Annotated in this window: 16 protein-coding genes and 1 pseudogene; 8 read left to right on the top strand and 9 right to left on the bottom strand. The window is 69.6% G+C overall.

Annotated elements, in window-relative coordinates:
- Positions 1 to 307: 307 nt before the first annotated feature.
- Genes PLE19_19245 through PLE19_19265 form a run of 5 tightly spaced genes read left to right on the top strand, consistent with a single transcriptional unit; the run spans position 308 to position 6019 of the window.
- Entirely contained in the window at positions 308 to 1453 is a 1146-nt protein-coding gene (locus PLE19_19245; GenBank protein ID HPD17085.1) for a hypothetical protein, read from the top strand.
- A gap of 21 nt (positions 1454 to 1474) precedes the next feature.
- On the top strand, positions 1475 to 2341 hold the full coding sequence (locus PLE19_19250; GenBank protein HPD17086.1) for a type II secretion system F family protein: 867 nt from the start codon (positions 1475 to 1477) through the stop codon (positions 2339 to 2341).
- A 9-nt stretch (positions 2342 to 2350) separates the two neighbouring features.
- A complete protein-coding gene (locus PLE19_19255) occupies positions 2351 to 3451 on the top strand; it encodes a type II secretion system F family protein (GenBank protein HPD17087.1) in 1101 nt (366 codons plus the stop codon).
- Between the two features lie 4 nt (positions 3452 to 3455).
- A complete protein-coding gene (locus PLE19_19260; protein HPD17088.1) occupies positions 3456 to 4628 on the top strand; it encodes a M20 family metallopeptidase in 1173 nt (390 codons plus the stop codon).
- A gap of 41 nt (positions 4629 to 4669) precedes the next feature.
- Positions 4670 to 6019, top strand: a complete 1350-nt coding sequence (locus tag PLE19_19265; GenBank protein ID HPD17089.1) for an MFS transporter — start codon at positions 4670 to 4672, stop codon at positions 6017 to 6019.
- 3 nt (positions 6020 to 6022) lie between these two features.
- Here PLE19_19265 and PLE19_19270 read toward each other — a convergent pair whose 3' ends face one another.
- The 6 genes from PLE19_19270 to PLE19_19295 all read right to left on the bottom strand — a co-directional run bounded on the left by PLE19_19270 (position 6023) and on the right by PLE19_19295 (position 15185).
- Complete coding sequence (locus tag PLE19_19270) at positions 6023 to 6889, bottom strand: TIM barrel protein (protein ID HPD17090.1); 867 nt, start codon at positions 6887 to 6889, stop codon at positions 6023 to 6025.
- Positions 6890 to 6900: 11 nt separating this feature from the next.
- Positions 6901 to 7374 (bottom strand): hypothetical protein, encoded by a 474-nt coding sequence (locus PLE19_19275; GenBank protein HPD17091.1) that lies wholly within the window; start codon positions 7372 to 7374, stop codon positions 6901 to 6903.
- Between the two features lie 12 nt (positions 7375 to 7386).
- On the bottom strand, positions 7387 to 9576 hold the full coding sequence (locus tag PLE19_19280; protein ID HPD17092.1) for a hypothetical protein: 2190 nt from the start codon (positions 9574 to 9576) through the stop codon (positions 7387 to 7389).
- Between the two features lie 109 nt (positions 9577 to 9685).
- Positions 9686 to 10612, bottom strand: a complete 927-nt coding sequence (gene speB, locus PLE19_19285) for an agmatinase (protein ID HPD17093.1) — start codon at positions 10610 to 10612, stop codon at positions 9686 to 9688.
- Positions 10576 to 11148 (bottom strand): arginine decarboxylase, pyruvoyl-dependent, encoded by a 573-nt coding sequence (locus PLE19_19290; GenBank protein HPD17094.1) that lies wholly within the window; start codon positions 11146 to 11148, stop codon positions 10576 to 10578. Before PLE19_19290 ends, speB begins: the two co-directional genes overlap by 37 nt.
- Before the next feature lie 113 nt (positions 11149 to 11261).
- Positions 11262 to 15185, bottom strand: coding sequence for a carbohydrate-binding family 9-like protein (locus PLE19_19295; protein ID HPD17095.1), 3924 nt, complete (start codon positions 15183 to 15185; stop codon positions 11262 to 11264).
- A gap of 125 nt (positions 15186 to 15310) precedes the next feature.
- Between PLE19_19295 and PLE19_19300 the strand changes: the two genes are divergently transcribed.
- Positions 15311 to 16261, top strand: a complete 951-nt coding sequence (locus PLE19_19300) for a DUF523 and DUF1722 domain-containing protein (GenBank protein ID HPD17096.1) — start codon at positions 15311 to 15313, stop codon at positions 16259 to 16261.
- Here PLE19_19300 and PLE19_19305 read toward each other — a convergent pair.
- Both PLE19_19305 and PLE19_19310 read right to left on the bottom strand, forming a co-directional pair.
- The gene (locus PLE19_19305; protein HPD17097.1) at positions 16252 to 16707 is read right to left on the bottom strand and encodes a pyridoxamine 5'-phosphate oxidase family protein; all 456 of its coding nucleotides are present in this window, start codon (positions 16705 to 16707) and stop codon (positions 16252 to 16254) included. The two genes, PLE19_19300 and PLE19_19305, sit on opposite strands and share 10 nt — an antisense overlap.
- 2 nt (positions 16708 to 16709) lie before the next feature.
- The gene (locus tag PLE19_19310) at positions 16710 to 18077 is read right to left on the bottom strand and encodes a deoxyribodipyrimidine photo-lyase (GenBank protein HPD17098.1); all 1368 of its coding nucleotides are present in this window, start codon (positions 18075 to 18077) and stop codon (positions 16710 to 16712) included.
- Positions 18078 to 18168: 91 nt separating this feature from the next.
- Here PLE19_19310 and PLE19_19315 point away from each other — a divergent pair.
- Positions 18169 to 19513: pseudogene (locus PLE19_19315) on the top strand (GH1 family beta-glucosidase).
- 22 nt (positions 19514 to 19535) lie between these two features.
- On the top strand, positions 19536 to 19979 hold the full coding sequence (locus tag PLE19_19320; protein ID HPD17099.1) for an isoprenylcysteine carboxylmethyltransferase family protein: 444 nt from the start codon (positions 19536 to 19538) through the stop codon (positions 19977 to 19979).
- A 61-nt stretch (positions 19980 to 20040) separates the two neighbouring features.
- Here PLE19_19320 and PLE19_19325 read toward each other — a convergent pair whose 3' ends face one another.
- Complete coding sequence (locus tag PLE19_19325; GenBank protein ID HPD17100.1) at positions 20041 to 20862, bottom strand: ankyrin repeat domain-containing protein; 822 nt, start codon at positions 20860 to 20862, stop codon at positions 20041 to 20043.
- Positions 20863 to 21062: the final 200 nt, after the last annotated feature.

A 21062-nucleotide genomic window follows, 5' to 3' on the forward strand; every position in this document is an offset into this window, starting at 1 on the left:
AGAGGTCTTGGACCTTTTTGCTGGTGAAGGCTCCGCCGTTGTCGCTCTTGAAGACGAGAGGCGGCCCGTGTTGGAGGAAGTCGGCCTCGAGGGCGGAGGGCGGGGTAAGTAGGGACAGTCACCTATTTTGCCTCGCGGGGCGGGGACGTCCCGCCCACAAGCACAGCCCAGAGCGGCTGCGCCACGCAGAGCCCGGCGCCCTGCGCCCCACAGCCCCCGCCCGCACCGGGCCCTTCGCCCGCCTTGACATCCCCGCCCGCGCTGTGATAGCATTCGCTTGGGGAGCAGGCCGCCGAGGTGTTTGACCGTGCACAGGTTACGCCCACTGCTGGCGCTGGCCCTCGCCGGCGCGGCCCTGGCCGCCGGCAAGAGCGAGACCTTCACGTCGCACGGCGATGTCGCCTCGAAGCCCATCCTCGTGGTGCTCGATTTCGAGTCGGCCTTCGACAAGGGCGAACTGGGGCGCTTCGTGGCCGCCAACTTCCGCGCGAAGATCACCCGCTACAAGCTCTTCCAGACCATCGAGGACATGGACCGCGAGAACTTCGAGCGCCACGCGAGGTTCGTGCCCCGGTTCGACATGCCGGTCAAGGACGCGCTGGATTTCGCCGTCAACACCCTCAAGGCCGACCAGGTGATGTGGGGCAAGGTGGAGCAGGCCGAGGGCGAGCAACTGCGCATCACCACGCGCGTGGCCACCGCCGAACTCGGCCCCGAGAAGCTCCAGTACGAGAACTCCATCCTCGTGCCCAACAAGTACGCCCTCCAGGTCGGCGTGTTCAAGCAGCTCGGCGAGTTGACGGGCCGCGACGACCCGCGCTACGCCGCCCTGCCGCCCGACGCCGAGGAGCGCTGGAAGAAGGCCCCCAACCTCCTCCGGGGCGAGGGCTTCGAGACCGGCAAAGACCACCCCGACGGCTGGGAGCCGTTCGGCGTGGACTGGCAGATGAACGAGGTCCACTGGGAGAAGAACCCCGACGGCGACGGCAAGTGCATCGTCTTCCGCATGAGCGAGGCCGTGGCCGGCTTGGAGGGCGACTACTACTTCAGCGACTTCTTCGACATCGAGCCGGGCGCCACCTACCGCATCGCCTACCGCGTGAAGACGCTGGCCCCGACCTGCAAGATCTTCGTCAAGTACTACGACTGGCTGCACACCCCCAGCGAGCCCCAGGGCCAGTGGCGCGAGGTGGGCCGCACCCAGATCAACTGCCGCACCGAGAAGGGCAAGTGGGTGGCCGAACAGCGCGAGTGCCACCCCCAGGTCTACGTCACCCGCGCCCAGCGCACCTACAGGCCCAAGAAATGCCGCGTGGGCCTCTACGCCTACTGGCCGGCCGGCGTGGTGTACTGGGACGACGTGGTGTTCAAGAAGATCGCCGATGCGCCGGGCGACGTGAAGCCCATTGACGTGGGCGAGACGGGCCGCAGGCCCTTCGAGCGCAAGGAGTAACGGGGAGCCGCCCCAACCGCAATGCCTACCGCAGCCCAGATTCCCGTGCCCATCATCGAGTTCGCCGCCTTCGGCGCCGCCGCCCTGCTGGTGGCCGTGATGGCCGACATCATCCAGGGCGCCTGGCAGCGCTACGAGGCCGAGGTGCTCAAGGGCACCGAGGTCACGCTCGACCAGATCTACATGAACATCCCCGCCCACCAGCTCCTCTACGTGGCCATGATCCTGTTCGCGCTCGTGGCCGGCCTCACCACGCTGCTGCTGGGCAGCCCGGTGCTGGGCCTCGTCTTCGGCGTGGTGGCCTTCGCCTCGCCGCGCCTGCTGGCCGGCTACCTCAAGCGGCGGCGCGACCACCGCTTCGGCGTGCAGCTCGTGGACGCCCTGATGAACATCTCGAACGCGCTCCGCAGCGGCTTCAGCCTGCCCCAGGCCTTCGAGCTCATCCAGCGCGAGATGGACAACCCGATCGCCCAGGAGTTCCGTCTGCTCAACCAGGAAACCCGCGTGGGCGTGCCCCTCGAGCAGGCCCTCGAGCACATGCTCGAGCGCATGCCGTCGGACGACCTGGACCTCGTGGTCACGGCGATCCTGGTGTCGGCCGAGGTGGGCGGCAGCCTGGCCGAGGTGATGGACAACATCTCGAAGACCATCCGCGAGCGGCACCAGATCGAGGGCAAGGTGCGCGCCCTCACCTCGCAGGGCCGCATGCAGGCCGTCATCCTGGGCCTCGTGCCCATCCTGCTCGCCTTCGTCATCAACTGGCTCAACCCCGGCCTCTTCGAACCCATGGTGCGCACCTGGTACGGCTGGGGCCTCTTCGCCATCATCGGCCTCCTCGAGGTCCTGGGCATGCTCGTGGTGCGCAAGATCGTGACCATTGACGTCTGAGGAACCGGCATGCAACTCACCCCGGACGACCTTCAGCGCATCTTCCTCTACCTGTGCTCGTTCCTCAGCGTCGCCGCCTTCGTCTGGTGGGTCCACGCGGTCTACACGCAGATCCAGGCCAAGACGGCCCTGGGCGAGGAACGCAAGGAGGCGATCGGCTCGTTCCTCTTCCTGCTCCTCGCCCCCACGGCCAACGCGCTGGGCCGCTGGCTCGGCCCCAAGCTGGACCGCCTGGAGGCGGAGGCCGCCGCCAGCGGGCACGCAGCCTTCCCGGTGGCCCTGCGCCGCAAGGCCGAGAGCATGCTCACCGGCGCCGGGCGGCCCCACGGTCTCGCCCCCAACGAGTTCATGGGCCTCTGGGCCCTCAGCCGCCTCCTCGGCTTCGGCTTCGGCATGATCCTCTACGCCATGCTGCTCCAGCGCTGGACCGGGGCGCCCCCCATCGTGCTGATCCCCTTCTTCGCGATCCTGGCCATCATGCCCGAGCTGCTCGGCCTGTGGACCGTGCTCGGCATCATCGCCGTCATGCTCAGCCTCGCCTACTACGTCATCGTGTCGTACTACTGGCCCGGCACCCTGCCCGCCCTCGTCCTGCCGTTCGTCCTCCTCGGCTACCTGATGCCCTGGATCTGGCTGCGCGACCGCGAGCGCGCGCGCAAGAAGGCCATCCGCAAGGACCTGCCCTACGCCCTCGACCTGCTGACGCTGTCGGTGGAGGCCGGCCTGGACTTCACGGCGGCCCTGGCCCGCATCGTGCGGCGCCGCCCCGGCCGCCCGCTGAGCCAGGAGCTGGGCGAAACGCTCCGCCAGATCCAGATCGGCGTGCCCCGCGCCGCGGCGCTCCGCGACCTCAACGAGCGCGTGCACATGGAGGAGATCTTCTCGGTCACCAGCGCCCTCATCCAGGCCGACGAGCTGGGCGCCAGCCTCGGCCCCATCTTGCGGGTGCAGGCCGACACCTTCCGCGTGCGCCGCGCCCAGGCCGCCGAGAAGCAGGCCATGGAGGCCCCCGTCAAGCTCCTCTTCCCGCTCATCTGCTTCTTCTTCCCGGCCACGTTCATCGTCATCTTCGGCCCCATCTTCATCCGCTTTGTGATCGGCACGGAGTAGCGCCATGACGCCAGGGCTCGTGGCGCTCCTTCGCGAGCTCGTGAGCATCCCCAGCATGAACCCCTATCGCCGCCCCGACCTGCCGCCGGGCTACGGCGAGGCCGCGCTCGCCGCGCGCGTGGCCGCACTCCTGCGCGACGCCGGCCTGAGCGTGGAACTCCAGGAGATCGCCCCCGGCCGCCCCAACGTCCTCGCCCGCCTCGACGGGCCGCCCGACGCCGCCCCGCGGCTCTTCGTGGCGCACCTCGACACCGTGCCGGTCGAGGGCATGACCATCGCGCCCTTCGAAGGCGCGGTGCGCGAGGGGCGCCTCTACGGCCGCGGGGCCTGCGACAACAAGGGGTCCCTCGCCGCCATGCTCGCCGCGCTCCGGCGCGTGGCGGCCGCAGGGTCCAACACGTCGCCCCTCCTCTTCGCCGCCACGGCCGACGAGGAGAACGGCTACCGCGGCATCCGGGCCGCGCTGCGGCAGTGCGGCCCGCCGACCGCGGATGGCGGACCGGAATCCGCGAGGGCGCCGCGGGCCGCGTTCGTCGGAGAGCCCACGTCCCTTGCCATCGTGATCGCCCACCGCGGCGTGGTTCGGTGGACGCTCACCCAGTCGGGCCAGAGCGCCCACAGCGCGCACCCCGAGCAGGGGGTGAACGCGATCTACCGAATGACGCCGCTGCTGCGCGACCTGGAGGCCCTGGCGGGCGAGATCGCGCGCCGGCCCGCCCACCCGCTCGTGGGGCCGCCCACGCTCAGCGTGGGCACCATCCACGGCGGCCACAGCGTGAACACCGTGCCCGACCACTGCACCATCGAGGTGGACCGCCGCCTGGTGCCCGGAGAGTCGGCCGATGAGGCCGAGGCCGAAGTGCGCACCCTGGCCGGCCGCCACGGGGCGGCCGTCGAGCGCTTCTTCTACGCCGGCGCCTTCGAGGTGCCGCCCGACGCCCTGGCCGTGCGCATGGCCGAGGCGGCGGTGCGGGCGGTGACGGGCGCGGCAAAGACCCTGGGCGTCGCCTATGCCACCGAGGCCCCCGAGGTGTCCGACGCCGGCATCCCCGTCGTGGTCCTCGGGCCGGGCGACGGCTCGAAGGCCCACTCGGCCGACGAGTGGATCGAGCTTGACCAACTGGACGCCGCCTCCCAGGTGTACGAACACCTGATGACCCAACCGGTTGAAAAATGACGCCTTCGCCCTCTGAACCCCCCGGGACCCGGCGCCGCGGCATGCGGCGGCTCAGGGTCGCCTGGCGCCGAGCCTTCCGCCAGCGCCCCATCGCGCCCGAAGAGTTGCCCGACATCATGCGCAAGCACATCTACACGGGGGCCATGGGCAATGTGTGGGCCTCGCTGGTCACCGGCCTGTTCTTCGTGGTCTTCGGCAACGCCGTGGGCATGGACCCGTGGCTCTGGGGCGTGATGTCGAGCATCTCGTCGTTCGCCCTCATCGGCCAGCTCTTCTCGTCGTGGCTCACGCAGCGGGTGAAGCGCCGCAAGCTGGTCTGGTTCGTGAACGCCCTGGCCGCGCGCGTGGTGCGGTACGTGACCATCCTGCTGGCCGTGGCGTTCTACCAGCCGGGGTCGAAGACGGCGGCCACCGTGCTCATCGTGGGCACGTGCCTGTGCAACCTGTTCGGCGCCCTGTCGGCGCCGCCCTGGATGTCGTGGCTCGCCGACCTCATTCCCGAGCGCCAGCACGGGGGCTTCTGGGGGCGCCGCGCCTCGTGGATTGACGCGGCCGTGGGCCTCACCATCATCCCCACCGGCCTGCTGGTGGACCGCGTGCCCGAGGCCTGGAAGCTGGTGGCCCTGCTCGGCGTGTTCACGGGCGCCACGGTGGTGGGGATCGTGGACCTGCTGATCCACAACACGCTGCCCGAGCCGCCCATGGCGCGGCCCAGCGAGGCCCACTACTTCCGCCATCTGGCCATGCCGCTCCGCGACCGCGCCTTCCGGCCCTGGCTCACCTTCAACTTCTGCTGGACCTTCGGCATGACGTTCGGCGGCGCGCTCTCGCTGGTGTTCTTCACCGACCAACTGGGGATTCGCAAGAACCTCTTCGGCGGCAATATCGTGCTCACCATCATCCCCATCGTCGGCGGCATCCTCGTGGGCTCGAAGTCGGGCAAGCTCGTGGACAAGCTGGGTGCAAAGCCGGTGCTCTGGTGGGGGCACCTCTTCTGGGCCATGCTGCCGGGGTTGTGGCTCTTCGCCTCGCCGGCCACGGCGATGTTCTGGCTCACGGTGCAGGGCATCATCAGCGGCACCGCCAGCCGAGCGGCCACCACGGCGGCCAATAAGCTCGTCACCCGCTTCCCCGCGCCGCAGGACGTGGCGGTCTACAGCGCCGTGTCGTCCTGCGTCGCCAGCGTGGCCTCGGGCCTCGGGTGCCTGGCCGGGGGGTATCTCCTGCGAGTGCTCGCGGGCTGGGAGCTCCGCGTGCTGGGCATCACCTTCATCGGCTTCCACGTGCTCTTCATCGTGTCGCTGGCCCTGCGGCTCGTCTCGGCGCTTTGCCTGATTCGGCCCATCCTCGAGACGCGCCGCGCCGCCCCGCCCGCCTCTCCCGCCGCCTGAGGGTCACAGGGCGGCGAGCATCTTGCTCAGCGCCGCGGCGCTCTGTCGCAGGCGGTCCGCTCCGGCCATGTTCGGCGTGAAGTCCTCGATGATCAGCGGCGGGTGGATCCCCGCGTCGTGAAGGGCCTTCACCCACGCGGGCAGGTAGAGGTCCCCCTCCTCCATCCGGCACATCTGGCCCGCCATCTTCTTGCAGCCGAGGGGGTCCACATCCGTGATGATGCGGCGGTTGCCGCCGATGTGCACGCAGTCAATGTAGTCGCGCAGCACCGACACGGCGAGCACGGGGGCCACCTCGCCCTCGCGGCCGAAGTTGGCGATGTCGAAGATCACGCCGATGCGGTCGGGCGGAAAGTGGCGGACGACGTTCCACGCCAGGCCCGGCGAGGTGATCATGGTGCCGCAGTGGGTCTCGAGGATGAGCTTGATACCCATGGGGGCGGCTAGGTGCCCGATGATGTGGGCATAGCGCTCGACCACGCGGTCGAGCAGGGCCTCGTAGTCGAACGGCTCGCGCGGGTAGCTTGGCGGACCGCAGCGGACCGCCTTCGCCTCGGCCGCGGCGGCTCCTTCGAGGTGGAGCTTGATGGCGTCGTCGGGCAGGTCGGTCGAGCACACCGGCACGGTGCCCCAGGGCTCGAGCCCTGCGTCGCGCAGCCGGCGGGTGAGCGCGGCGCCCTCCTTCACCAGCCGCTCGGGCGTGAGGTCGAACCTGTGGTTGCCCCAGTTGCCCCACGGCTTGTCGCGCTGCTCGGGCGGGATGACGCGCGGGCGGTACTGGTAGTAGCGGATGCCCAGCTCGCGGCAGAGCGCGATCTGCTCGGCGAAGTCCAGCTCCGGCAACATCACGGCGGTGACGCCCATCTCCATAGCGGCGGCTCCTATCTCGCGGCGGCGTTGATGGCGCGGGCGATGGCGCGCAGTTCCTCCGGGGAGAAATCGCCCACGATGACCGCGTGGTTCACGTCAATCACGGTGTGAATGGTGGGGGCGGCCAGCACCTGCCCCTCCACCAGAATGGCCAGGCGCCGGCCCACGTTCCGCCCGGTGATCTCCACGAGCTTCCTGAACCCAGGCTCCGTGAAGGTCAGAGAGACCTGCCGCTTTCCCCCCGCCCCTCTGGTCACGTGGGCCGACTTCACGTCGCGCGCGTCCATCAGCACCTGCTTGCTCACACAGCAGGTCGCCTCCCTGCCCCTGATCTTGACTGGCTCGGCGTCGGCTCGCCCCTCCTCCTCCACGAGGCGGAACTGAAGGATGTTGGGGTCCTTCGGCGTCGAGCGAGCCTTCAGATGCGAGCAGCCCGCCAGCGGCAGGATCAGCCCGCAGATCGCCCAGAGCCCGATGGTCCTCATCGCAGGTTCTCCTCAGTCCAGAGAGAACTCGACGGAGGAGCCGGCCGGAAGCGGCACGTCCCCCTTGCCCGGCGCCCGCAGCACGAAGCCGCCGGGCGGCCTGGCGTCTCCCGCGAGCCTCAGAAGGCCCTTGCCGCCGCTCGCAACGCACGTGAACGAGCAGGCGCCGAAATGCGTCGGCAGGCTCTCGACGGCGAGGCCCTGCTCGTCGCGGAACCAGGCGGGGTCCACGCCTGCCAGGAGCACGAGGCGGTCGCCCTCCTCGAAAACCAGGCAGTCGCGCATCAGCAGCCACATCTCCGCGATGGCCCAGCCGTGGGGCATGGCGACTGAGCCGTTCCAGGTCGTGCGCAGGTGGCCCCAGCCGCCGGGGCCGCTCTTGCCGCCCTCATCGAAGGCGTACCAGCCCCTCATCTGCTCGTGGTCGAGATGGGCGGCGATGGTGCGGTAGCCGGCCTCGCGGCTGCCGGCGAGCAGGCCCTGGTGCGCGGTCGCGAGCGGGAAGTAGCGCCAGCCGCCCGGCTTCTGCGCGCCGATTCCCGTGAACTGGTCCAGGACGCGAGGCAGGGACGCCCCGCCCACAGGATAGAGCCGGCAGGGCCAGAGGACCGAGTAGCTGCCGTAGCCCTGGCGCAGCTTCGACCCGAATGTGGCGTCGTACTGGGTGAGGAGCGCGTCGGCGAGTTCTGCCCACTGGGCCGCATCGCCCTCGTGCCCAGCCGCTCGGGCCAGGACCGCCGCGGCGCGCAGGCCGGCAACATCGAATGCCTCGGTGTACTCGGGGTGGTGCCCGTCGCAACTGCCGGGCCTCAGCACCTGGCGGCGGAGGGCGGGCAGCTCGTCCGGCGCGTCGGGCGGCAGGGCATCGCCGAAGTCCAGGCTCGCTGCCTTCACGTAGTGGGGCGGCGGGGTAGTGCGATAGTAGCGGACCATCGCGGCGAGCTTGGCCGCCGCGGGGTAGACGCGGGCGAGCCATCTCGCATCCCGGCTGAAGAGCCAGTGCTGTCCCATCGCCCAGAGCACCTGGCCGGGGTTGTCGGCCTCCACGGCCACACGGCCGTTGAAGGGGCGAGTGAGAAAGTAGTCAATCGCCAGTTCGGAGAGCGCGCGGTTGCCCGACTTCTGGAGAATGTTGGCCACGTAGACCCCATCGCGGTTGAAAACGTTGTAGTTCACCACCGCCACGTCGGGCGCGCCCTCGTTCATGCAGAGCGCCACATGGCCGATGATGGCCGTGAAGCACTCAGCCCAGCGTGGGTCAGGCGTTCTGATGGTCACGCGCCCAACCAGGTCCTTCCAGTAGGCGGCGGCCTCGTCGAAGAGCGCCCCGGCCTTCAGGCCGCTGTAGTAGCCGAGGCCCGGGTCGGGTTGGAGCTGGCCCCCCTCAGGGGGATTCGGCCTGGCCAGGTCAAGCTGCGCCCAGCCGCTCGCGCCGTCCCACTGGTGCCCAACGGCTCGGCGGCCGGGCAGCACGGGGCAAAGGAAGCCGAGCGTCTTCGCCTCGCCGGGCTCGATCGTGAGGTCGAAGCGCAAGGCACCCGAGCAGTCGCCCGCCGGCGAGGCCGCCTTCGTGTCGGACGGCGTCCTGCCCTCGAGGGCGAATTGGCCGATTGTGTCTGTTGGGACCACGCCGGCAGCCGAGGGCCTCTGGCTCGCAACGAGGACGGGGTGCCCTTCGGCGAGGAGCGCATCGCCAGCCTCGCTCACGGCCAGGGCGTGGACCGGGAAGCCGGCGGGGCCGAGAGGGCGCAGGACGACGTAGAGGGCAAGCCTACTTGGTACCCTCCTGAAGGTATTGGAACCTTCGGGAGGGGCAGCGCGGGGGACGGTGAGGCACACTCGCACCGCGACGACGAAAACGTCGCCTGCCGGGGACGAGCATCTCGCCTCACACACCTCGCTCCTGAGTTCAACCCCGCCGGCGACCCAGCGACTCCAGGGCATCAGGTGCCCTCCCCCGCTGAGGCCGTGTTCGACCTTCACGCCGTCCATCGTCGGCGCATGGAGCTTGCCCCCGTCGGCGTCGTAGAGCCAGAAGTAGATGCCGTAGCTGCCCACGCCGGGCGAGAAGCAGCCCTCGGGCTCGACGAATGTCTTGAGCGAGTCGAGCGTGTTGGCGAGGCCGATGGGGATGTGAAGCCGCCCGAGCGGGTCAAGCGGCCCCCGCTGCGGCGACTGGCCAGGTTCAGCGGCGGCACCCATCAGCAGCGCTCCCGCAATACCGAGGAGGATGAGTGAAGGGTTGGATAGTTGGATGACTGGACGGTTCAGCTTCCCTGCCTTACCCCGCTCCACCCATCCGCTCATCCATTCATCCCCCCAGGGCATACCCCATCAGGCGATAGGCCAGCTTGGCGGCCGCGAAGTCCGAGGCCACCTGGCCGGCGATGGGACAAAGCTCCACCACGTCGAACGCCACGATGCGCCGCTCGCGGGCCACGCGCCGCAGGAAGCGGAGGGACTCGTACCAGCCCATCCCGCCCGGCTCCGGCGTGCCCACAGCGGAGATGACCGACGGGTCGAAGGCATCGAGGTCAATGGTCACGTAGACCGGGTCGCCGAGGGCCGCCAGCGCGCGATCGGCCCACAAGGGATCGGTTGCCATGTCGTGGGCGAAGAAGACCTGGAGGCCACGCTCGCGGATGAAGTCGGCGTCGGCCTGGCACAAGGCGCGGATGCCCACCTGCACGGCCTCGTGGCGCTCGCGGATGCGGCGGAGGGCGCAGGCGTGGCTGTGGGGGGTGCCATCGTACGTGTCGCGCAGGTCGGCGTGGGCGTCGAGCTGGAGGACGCTCAACGGGCCATGCGCGGCGGCGCAGGCGTCCACGAGCGGCGGGGTGATCGAGTGCTCGCCGCCGAGGGCGACGAGCAGCTTGCCGTCGGCGAGCACGGGACGGGCCGCCGCCCCGATCCGCTCGGCGACGCGCTCGTAGGGCAGCCCCGCCACCTCGACGTCGGGGAGGGTGACGACGCCCGCCTTGTAGGTCTCGCGGCGCAGTTCCTCATCATAGAGTTCGACCTGGTGCGAGGCATCCAGGATCGCCTGCGGTCCTCGGGCGGTGCCCTGGACGTAGCTGGTCGTGGCCTCGTAGGGGATGGGCAGCACCGCGACCCGCGCGGTCTCGTAGCGGGACCACTCCGGCGGAACGCCGAGGAAGCCGGGGAACTCGGTCACCTCGTCCATGGCGGGCGGCCCGGCGGTCACACGAAGACGGCGCAGGCGACGACGGTGGTCCACAGGCCGTTCTTGTCGCCCAGCGCGCTCTGCGTGGTGTGGAAGGTGCGGACGATCTGGCCCGAGAAGCGCCAGATCTCCTTCTTCTCGTCGTAGCTCTTGTCGGGATCGAAGTCCATGCCCAGGATCGTGGCGAGCATGCTGGCGGCCAAGTCTTCGGCATAGTCGCCGGCCGTCGTGTCGGTCTGGCCGTAGCTGTGGTGCTCGGAGAGGTAGCCGTAGTTGGCGGGGTCCTTGGGAATGGCCACGCCCACCGAGGCGGCGAGCAAGCGGTGGGGCTCGTTCGTGGCATTCTCGCTCATGACCACGTGGACGATCTGGCCCGGCTTGAGGAGCTGGAGGCCCAGCTTCTTGGGGATGATCTTGCAATGGGGCGGGTAGATGCTCGATACCTTCACGAGGTTGAAGCTGGCGATGCCCGCGTCGCGCAGCGCCATTTCGAAGCTGGTGAGTTTCTCCTTGTGGCGCCCCACGCCGTTCGTCAGGAACAGGCGTCGGGGTACATAGCCACCGCTCTCGGACGCCCCACGTCTTGGCATCCCGTCGTCTCCTTCACTCATCTCGCGGGCGGCAGCCGCCGCCGAGAACTGCGCACAGGTCCGGCAATAAGGGTTCCTTATACTACATTCCCCCGACTCTTTCAACCGCCCTTTCAGCGCGGGAGAGGTTCCGGAATCTCGAGCCTGTTGTTGCCCTCGAAGACCTCGGGCACGCGGTCCTCGGGGTCAAGGGCGACGGCCCAGCCCTTCGCCTCGGGGGGCAGGCCCTCGAGGGCGAAGGGCAGGCGCCGAGGCACGAGGTCGAGCGGGGCCTCCAGCGGCCCCAGTGTCTTCCGCACCCGCACCTTGCCCTTGCCGTCCAGAAGCACGGCGTCGAAGGACTCGACCGTCCGCGAGCCGAGGTTATGGGCGACGGCATGCACGGTGCCGCCCCCGAGACGAAGCTCAAGGGGCGAGAGGGCGAGATCGGGCCGCTCCCACTCGGGCTCCAGCTTCTTCGTCTGCACAAGTTCCAATACCGTGACCTGCTTCGGCGGCAGTGTGAGGGGGATGGGGGCGGCCCGGACCACCTCGATTGTCTCTTCGCGGGGCAGGGACGCCCCGCCCACCGCCTTTGCCTCGGGAGAGAAGCGGAGGGTGTAGAGGCCGTGGTCGAGAGTCCAGGTGCGGAACCGGCCGGCGAGCGGCTTGTCGGCGAAGTTGTAGGCGAGCGCCTTCAGGTGGTCGCGCTTCGCCCGCACGACGAGCGCCGCGTAGTCGGTGCCCAGGCCCTCCCAGCTCACGGCGTGGGTGTGGGGCAGCTTGTTGCGCGTGGCATAGCCGCCGGTGTAGGCGATGGCCGCGTTGGTGATGGCGTAGAGGAACACGCGGTCGGTGAACGGCTCGCTGGTGGTGTACATGGCGGGGAAGCGCTGAAGCTCGGCAATGTCGCGCTTGAACGCCTCGATGAGCGGCGCCTGGTCACCGGTGACCAGCCACTCAGACACTCCCTCTCCCGCGACCAGCTCCTTGAGCTTGGGGCCGAGGAACCCCAGGCCGTGGCGGTGGATCAGCTCGGGCAGGATGAGGTTGGGCGAGGTGTTGCGGCTGCCTTTCTCGAACGCCTCGAAGAAGGGCTTGAGGTAGCGCGCGTCGTCGGTGAGCCCGTAGAGGTAGAGGAAGCAGGAACCGAGCGCGCCATAGCCGCCGTAGAGCGGGCGGTCCGTGGTGTCGGTCACCTTCTCCGTCGCTACGTCCACGGCCACGGCGTACTTGCCCGGCTCCATGTGGGCGAGCCAGCCGTCGGCCCATTCGCGCAGGTGTTTCATCGCACGAGGGTTGCGGTTGTACCAGGCCACCTCCAGCGTCGGATGCCACATGAGCGGATGCGCGTGGCCGTCCTCGCCGAGCGGGCGCTCCATCTTCAGGTCGGCAGCGCCGCAGTCCTGATTCCTGAAGTGGCGGTGGCCCTTGGGCGTTAGGACGGTGAGGGCCTCGGTGGAGCGTGCGGCGACCATGCAGCGCTCCAGGTAGACGGGGTCGCCGTAGTTCCACCAGGCCATGAGGGCCTCGTGGTTCACGCCCTCCTCGTAGGCGTGGAGGGGGTCCATTGTGCGGCGGTTGAGACCAGCTTCGAGGTGCTCCTTCTCGGCCAGCTCGGCGAGGCGGGCGGCGCCATCCTTGATCATCGCGGCGACGCCGTCGGACTCGAACATCGGGAAGTCGGCGAAGTTCTGGTACATGTCGGTATCGTCGCCCACTTCGCCGCCGAATTCGCCGGTGGGGACCATGCGGTTCTCGATCCACCAGCGGGGCACTTCGCGGGCGGCGAGCCAGGCCTGGCGGGCCACGACCGCCCACTCGGGCGCGCCGGGCACGACGTCCATCTTCGGCTCGAAGGGGGGCAGGGTGCCCTTTTTGCGGCGGTTGGCGCGCCAGACCCACTCGTCGTACTGGCGCACCAGGTCGTCGTTGGGGCCGAGGGCTTTGCACTGTTCGAGGGTCATCAGCAGTTCCTTGAGGGGCGCGCCCCAGCGCCCCGCGAGGCTCTTCTCCATGTCCTCGTCGCGGTGCCAGGTGGTCCACGGCCTGGCCTCGCTGAGCGAGCAGAAACAGGTCTTGAGGAGGAACTTGCGATAGGCCAAGGCCTCGGCTACCGCCCGCTCGCGAGTGCTGGAGTAGGGATTGAGCGCTATGTTCTTGATCGAGGCGGATGCCCCAATCGTCAGGTCTATTGTCAGGGATGTGCCCGCAGGCACGATCTGGTCGGGAAAATCCAGCACCACGCGGCAGCGGCCTGGCTTCGAGAGCAGGAAATCGGCCTCGAAGAGCCGCCGTTGCGGGTTCAGCGGGTCGGACACTATGGCCGTGAAGGGGATGGGCGTGGGCCCCTCAGCCACCATGAAGTCCAGGCCGATAGCGGCAAGCGGCGTCTCTTTGTCGAGCGGCAGCGTTGTAAGCCTGCGGAGGCCGCCCTTGAGTTCCGAGACCTCGACCTTCAGGCTCTGGGCGAGGTCCAGCGCGGGGCCGCCTCGGCTGACGCGGAAGAAGGAGACGTTCGCCAGGCGGCCATCGGCGAGGTCGAAGAAGCTCACGCGATCGGTGACGACCGGCTTGTCGAACCAGGCGCGGGTGCGCGGGGTGGAGCCGGGGAATTCGGCGACGAGGGCGCCGCCCTCGGGGCTGTCGTAGCGGGGGCAGTCGCGGCAGAGCTTCACGCGGGCGCCGCCCTCGAGGAGGAGGGCGTTGAAGCCGCCCTTGTCCGCGAAGGTGACGTGCAGGCCGTCGTTGCCACGATAGGCATAGCCCACGCCCGCCCCGGCTCCGCGCTGGTTGTACTCCCAGACCTTGGCGTCCCAGTCCCAGCTCCGCGTCGTGCCGTCTACGGGGGAGCCGATGAATCCCCTGAGCGCGCGGCAGTCGCTCACGAGGAGCTTGGTGACGACGAGGGGCTGCGCGACGTCGGCCTCGACCAGGATGGGGCTGCCGAAGGCATCCGCCGCCGGCTCGCGAACGACGCGGAGATCGGCGATGAGGACCTCGCCCGCCCCGTGCGACTCGGTGTTGCCGAGGATGATCATCGCCTCGCCGTTCGGCCCGGTGGGGAAGCGGGCCTCGTAGCGCCGATAGCCGGGCGACGGCTTGGTGTCGGCGGTGAAGGGGGTCGAGGGGGCGTCGGCGGTGGGCTTTGTGCGGGCGCGCAGGTAGATGCCGGCGGCGCCCTTCACCTCGGCCTCCAGGCGGTAGCGGGCGTTGGGCTTGAGCTTGAGGGTCTGCTCCATCGCCGAGTAGCGGCCGGGCGCGGCGAAGCGGATGACGCGGCGGCCGCCGTCGCTCGCGGGGGCGAAGAGCGCGGCGTCGCCGTTCCCGAAGCGCCAGCCCCGCGGCCGGTCGCCCTCGCGTTCCGTCAGGTCGGGGTTGGGCAGCAGATTGGCGCGCTCGAGGTAGACCGGAGTGAAGCCCTCGGTGCCGGCGTAGGGCGACCCAGGCGGCCACGTGGAGAGCGCGGGCTCCCCGCCCGCCGTGTAGTCCTCGCGGCCCAGCTTCACCTGGAGCATCTCGCCCGCTGCCGGCCGCGCGATGTCGAGGTCGGACCACGGGATGCGCATCTCGACCGTCCAGCGACGGGCCTCTTTCGCGATCTTCGCCTCCCATTGGGGCTTCCAGGGCGCGGCGTCGCGGCTCTGGCGCCGGCGAAGGCTCTGCCGCGTGCCGAGGGCATTGACGATGAACTGGTCAGACTCCAGCGAGGACTCGGTCGTGCGAATCCAGACCTCGATGCAGTCGTCCTGCCACACGTCTTGATTCTCGACCGTGGCCTTGGCCTTGAGGCGGTCGGGGTTGGGCTCGTCGCAGGCGAAGGCCAGGTAGAGCGCCTGATCGTCGAAGCATAGGCGGGCTTCGACTGGCTTGGCGGGCCGCTCAGTCGAGGCCGGCCGCGTGAAGTCCGACAGGGCCAGGGCCTTCGCCCACGCGGCGTCGTCGAGCCGTCCGTCCAGGACAACCCCACTCGTCACCCGCGGGCAGATGCGTTCCGATGCGGCTGCATATCCGACAGCCGCCGCCAACGCCAGGGCAATCGCGCGCACAGAATGCATAGTGGTTCTCCTCTCGTTCCGGCGAACTTAGCCCTTTGCAGGGCGGCAGTCAAGCTCGGACCCGGCCTTTCCCTTCCGCCGTCCGGCGCGCTACAATTGGACATAACTTGACAGGAGGAGCGTCCTTGGAAGACAGGATTCGTCTCGGCGTGAGCGCCTGCCTGCTCGGGGAGAACGTGCGCTTCGACGGGGGGCACAAGCTCGACCGGTTCCTCACCGACACTCTCGGGCAGTTCGTGGAGTACGTGCCCGTGTGCCCCGAGGTCGAGTGCGGCTTCCCTGTGCCGCGCGAGGCGATGCGCCTGGTGGGCGACCCATCCGCCCCGCGCCTGGTGACGACCCGCACGAACGTGGATCACACCGAGCGCATGGCCGCCTGGGCTCGAACGCGCGTGGCCGAACTCGAGCGCGAGGGGCTGTGCGGCTTCGTCTTCAAGAGCAACTCCCCCAGCAGCGGCATGGAGCGGGTGCGGGTCTACGACGCCAACGGCGTCCCATCGAAGACGGGCGTGGGCCTCTTCGCGCGCGTCTTCATGGAGCACTTCCCTCTGTTGCCCGTGGAGGACGAGGGGCGGCTGCACGACATGAAGCTCCGCGAGAACTTCATCGAGCGGGTCTTCACGCTCAAGCGCTGGCGCGACACCCTGGCGACGGGACGCACGCGGGGCAACCTGGTGGCGTTCCACACCCGCCACAAGCTGCTGCTCCTCGCCCACAGCCCGAAGCACTACCGCGAGATGGGCCGCCTGGTCGCCCACGCGAAGGAGTCGCCGCCCGACGAGTTGTTCCCGCGCTACGAGGCCCTGCTCACGGAGGCCATGCGGCTCAAGACCACGCCCGCCAAGCACGCCAACGTGCTCCAGCACCTGATGGGCTATTTCAAGGAGCAGCTTTCGGCCGACGAGAAGCGGGAACTGCTGGAGGCCATCGGGAACTACCGCCAGGGCCACGTGCCCCTCATTGTGCCTGTCACGCTCATCAACCACTACGTGCGCAAGTACGGCCAGCCCTACCTCCGGGAGCAGTGGTATCTGAACCCGCACCCGATCGAGCTGCAACTCCGCAATCACGTGTAGGCCGCGGGGCAGAACTCGACGACCGACTGGAATCGGGTGACGACCTGGTACACCTCGACCGTGACCACGATGAGCGCGCAGCCGGGATGGGCGACAAAGGGCCGCAGGGCGGGGTGCTTGCCGAGCAGGCGCGCGGCCAGCCGTTCGCGCTCGTTGCCGAGGGCCTCGCGGGCGGGACCCTCCGCCGTCGCGGCCGTGGCCTCGACCAGATCCGCGGCGCGATGCGAGCGGTCGTCCACGAGGAGCGCTACACGGGGGTCGGCGGCCAGGTTGGCGTACTTGCGCGTGTCGCGTTCCGTGGCGAAGACGAGGTGCCTCAGGTCGTCTGTCGCCGCGAAGGCCACGAGGCTGGCGTGCGCTCCGCCCTTGCCTTGCGTGGCCAGGACGGCGAGGCCCTGCGAGGCCAGGAGTTCCCGGAGCGCCTTCTCGAGGTCTCTCGCCTCCATCCTCAGCCCTCCAGCGCCAGGCTCTGCGTCTGGCGCACGTAGGTGTCCATGTCGAACTTGCGCCGGAGGCCGGCGGCGTTCATGTAGCGCACGGTGCCGAAGACGGCCCTCTCGCCCCACGGGCGGTCGTGCTTGCCGAAGCACCAGGCCACGCCCGCGAACGAGTTGGGGTCGCGCCCGTCGAGGAACCACTTGTTGTTGAGCGCGAGCGCGGTCCGGAATGCGGCCTGGGGCGAACGGCTCCACTCCAGGATCTTCTTGCCCCAGTACATCCGCATGTAGTTGTGCATCTTGCCGGTCGCCACCATCTCGCGCATGGCGGCGTTCCAGTAGGGGTCGTGGGTGCGGCAGGCCTCGAGCTGCCTGAGCGAGTAGGTGTGCTCGCGCGGGTCCGTGGCGTGCTTCGCGAGGGTCGCCCGCGCCCAGGCGGGCAGGCTGCCGTAGCGGTCGTAGTCGGGGTTGTGGTGGACGAAGTTCACGCTCAGCTCGCGGCGGACGATCAGCTCCTCGAGAAACGCGTCCTTGGCCTCCGGGCGCACGCCGGGCGCCTCCTGGACGCGGAGGGCGACGTAGAGGGGCGAGATCTGGCCGAAGTGCAGGTAGGGGCTGAGGTGCGATTCGATGCCGAGGCTCGGGTCGCCCCGGTTCTCGGCATAGGCGTCCAGCTTCTCGGCGAGGAAGCGTTCGAGGCGCTCCTTCGCCCGCGAGGCGCCCCCAGGATGCACGCTCTGCCGCGGCACGCGGCGGTCAATCGCCAGCCTCGACAGCGCGGCGTCCACGTCCTCGATATCGAAGCTCTCGAGCTTCAGCCCAAGCGAGTCGCGCTCGACGGGCGTCTCGGCCAGCGGCACGAGGAACGCGCCGAGCTGCCGATGAAGTCTGGGGCGGATCGTGGCGGCGGCGTACTCCTCCTTGCCGGAGGCCGACTCGACGGGCACCACCACATCGCTCTCCACCTGCACGACGGGGCACGGCGCGTGGCGGGCCACGTGCTGGCGCCACTGCTTCTGGATCCGGGTGTAGCCGCGGTCGGCCACGAGGAGCGCAGCATCGGCAGCCAGTTCCACGGCTGCGGCTTCGGGCGTCTGGCGGCGGACGACCAGTTGGATGCCGCGCCCGCGCAGCGCGGCCCGGGTCTCGCGCAGCCCCTCGAGCAGGAAGGCGTAGTGCCGCAGGTTGGCTTCGGGATAGGCGTCGGTGAGGCCGAAGAGGACGACGACCGGGCGCTTCCGCTGGTTGGCCTCGGCGATGGCGTGCTCGAGCGCGTGGTTCCATTCGGCGCGCTGCGACGCCTGCATCCAGTAGAGCACGTAGTCGCCGTCGCGTGGCCACTCATCGTTCAGGCGCCGAAGGCGTTCGGGCTGGATCATCTGCATTTTCCCATTGCGGTACGTCCCCAGGATTATACAATGGATCGGGTTCTGGGAGAAGGAGCACCCCATTTCGCGAAGGGGCCGCACGATGGCGCACTGGCAGTTTCCCGACGGCTTTCTGTGGGGCACGGCGACGGCCAGCTACCAGGTCGAGGGCGGAGCGAGCGAGGACGGCCGCGGGCCGAGCATCTGGGACACTTTCTGCCGCACGCCCGGCAAGGTCAAGCACGGCCATACCGGCGACGTGGCGAGCGACCAGTTCCACCGCTACGCCGAGGACGTGGCGCTGATGCGCGATCTGGGCGTGGGCGCCTACCGTTTCTCGCTCGCCTGGCCCCGCATCTTTCCCGCCGGGGTCGGCGCCCAGAACCCCAAGGGCTTCGACTACTACCACCGCCTGATTGACGCGCTGCTCGGCGCCGGCATCCGCCCCGCCGTGACGCTCTACCACTGGGACCTGCCCCAGCCGCTCGAGGACGCCGGCGGCTGGCCCGCCCGCGACACGGCGAAGCACTTCGCCGACTACGCCGCCGCCTGCTTCGCCGCGCTGGGCGACAAAGTGGACTTCTGGATCACCCTCAACGAGCCCTGGTGCTCGGCCGTGCTTGGCTACGAGATCGGCGTTCACGCCCCCGGCCGCACCGACCGCGCGGCCTGCCATCGCGCGGCCCACCACCTCAACCTCGGCCACGGCCTCGCCGTCCAGGCCTTCCGCGCCGGCGGCGGCAAGGGGGAGATCGGCACCACCCTGAACCTGGCCGCCACACGCCCCGCCACCCGCCGCGAGGAGGACGTGCTGGCCGCCGACCGCGCGCGACAAGGGCTCGCGCCTCTTCCTCGACCCGCTCTTCGGCGGCGACTACCCGCAACGCCTGCTCGACGCCTACCCCGACGCCCCGCTGCCCGTCGAGGAGGGCGACCTGGAGATCATCGCCCAGCCCCTCGACTTCCTGGGCATCAACATGTACTCCGAGAGCGCCGTGCGCCACGACCCCAACCACCCCGAGCAGTTCGCCTACGTACCCTCCCCCTATCCGCAGACCGACATGGGGTGGGACATCACGCCCCTGGGCATCTACCGCCTGCTGCGGTGGGTGGATGCCGAGTACGGGCAGCCGACCCTCTACATCACCGAGAACGGCTGCGCCATGCCCGACGTGCTGAGCGCCGACGGCACCCGTTGCCACGATCCGGGCCGGGTGGACTTCCTGCGCCGCTACATCGGCGCCTGCGGCGAGGCCCTGCGCGACGGGGTGGACCTGCGCGGCTACTTCGTGTGGTCGCTCATAGACAACTTCGAGTGGAGTTTCGGCTACACGAAGCGCTTCGGCCTCGTCTACTGCGACTACGGCGACTGCCGCCGCGTGCCGAAGGACAGCTTCTACTACTACCGCGAGGTGATCGCGGGGAACGAGGGTTTCGGCGCCCTCTGACGGGTTGGCGCGAGGTGAAGCGTTGACGAAGATCGTGCCTCTTGCCTACCTGGTGGCAGCCATCGGCGCCGCCGTGGCGCTCGACTGGCTGTGGCCCGTGGCGAGCCTCATCGCGTCGCCGTGGAACCTGCTGGGTCTGGCACCCGTGGCGGCGGGCCTGGCGCTCGTGGGCGGGGCGGTGCGGTCGCTGCACCGGCATCACACCACGGTGAAGCCGCGCGGCCGGCCCAAGGCGCTCGTGACCACGGGCGTCTTCGCCATCAGCAGGAACCCCATCTACCTGGGCTTCGTGCTGTGCCTGGCGGGCGCGGCCGTGCTGCTCGGCTCGCTCGCGCCCTGGGGCGTCGTCATCGCCTTCGCGGTGTTCCTGGACGCCGTGTTCGTGCGGTACGAGGAGGGGCGGCTGGCGGACGCCTTCGGCGAGGCGTGGGCGGAGTACCGGCGCAAGGTGCGGCGCTGGGTGTGAGGGGGCCTGTCCTGCCCTGCCCTGGCCGGGCCGGCGTTCGCGGGATGGGGACGCCGGGGAACTACTCGGTTGCGCCCTTCTGCTGGAGGAAGTCGGCCAGCTCGCGGTGCCGCATGTGGCGCGCGCGGGCCAGCGGCGTGCGGCCGTGGAGGTCCTTGGCGTTGATGTCGGCGCCCTTGGCCAGCAGAAGCTCGACCACGGCCTGGTGGTTGTAGACGACGGCGCGGTGGAGCGGCGTTTCCTCGTAGGCGTCGGCGTCGGCCTTCGCGTTGGGGTCGGCCTTGGCCGCCAGCAGCAATTCCGCAATGTCTTTGTGGCCGTGCTTCGCGGCGAGGTGGAGGGGTGTGTCGTCGTGCGCGGCCTTGGCGTTGACATCGGCCTTGGCCGCGATGAGGAGCTTGACGGCCTCCAGGCAGCCCTGGTGCACGGGCAGGCCCGTGAGGTGGTTGACGGCCGCGTGGAGCGGCGTGTCGCCGCCCCTGGTCTTCGCGTTGGGGTCGGCGCCCTTGGCGAGGAGCGCGCCGACGACGGCGGCGTGGCCCGCCTGGGCGGCGAGGTGGAGGGGCGTGATGCCCTTCTCGTTGCTCGCCTTGGGGTCGGCGCCCTTGGCCAGGAGCAGCTCGGCGACGTCGGCCTTGCCGCTGGCGGCGGCGTGGAAGAGCAGGGTGTCGCCCTCGTCGTCGCGGGCCGTGGCAATGCCGGGGTTGTCCTCGACCATCGCCTTGAGCTTCGCGGCGTCGCCCTCCTTGGTCTGTTGAATGGCCTCGCCTGGCAGGGCGACGATGCCGTCCTTGCCGGCCTTCGAGCGCGGCGTGCCCTCCTCGCAGCCGGCCAGGGCGAGGAGCACGCCCAGAAGCATGGACACGCGGAGCAGCCTCGGCATGGCGTTCCCCCTTAGAAACTATCTCAGAACCCACGTGGGCTCTGAGGTAGTTTCTTAGAGCACGCGGGGCAGAGACGCCCCGCCCACAGAGAAGTCACCAGTATCATAGCCGTGGCGGGCGGTACGTCAACCTCTCTTTGCGCGACGCTCTTGATTCCACGACGGGCGCGGCGTACTGTGGCGCTGTCGAGGAGGACACA

It is taken from the genome of Planctomycetota bacterium (genome assembly GCA_035384565.1).
In the GTDB taxonomy this organism is placed as follows: domain Bacteria; phylum Planctomycetota; class PUPC01; order DSUN01; family DSUN01; genus DAOOIT01.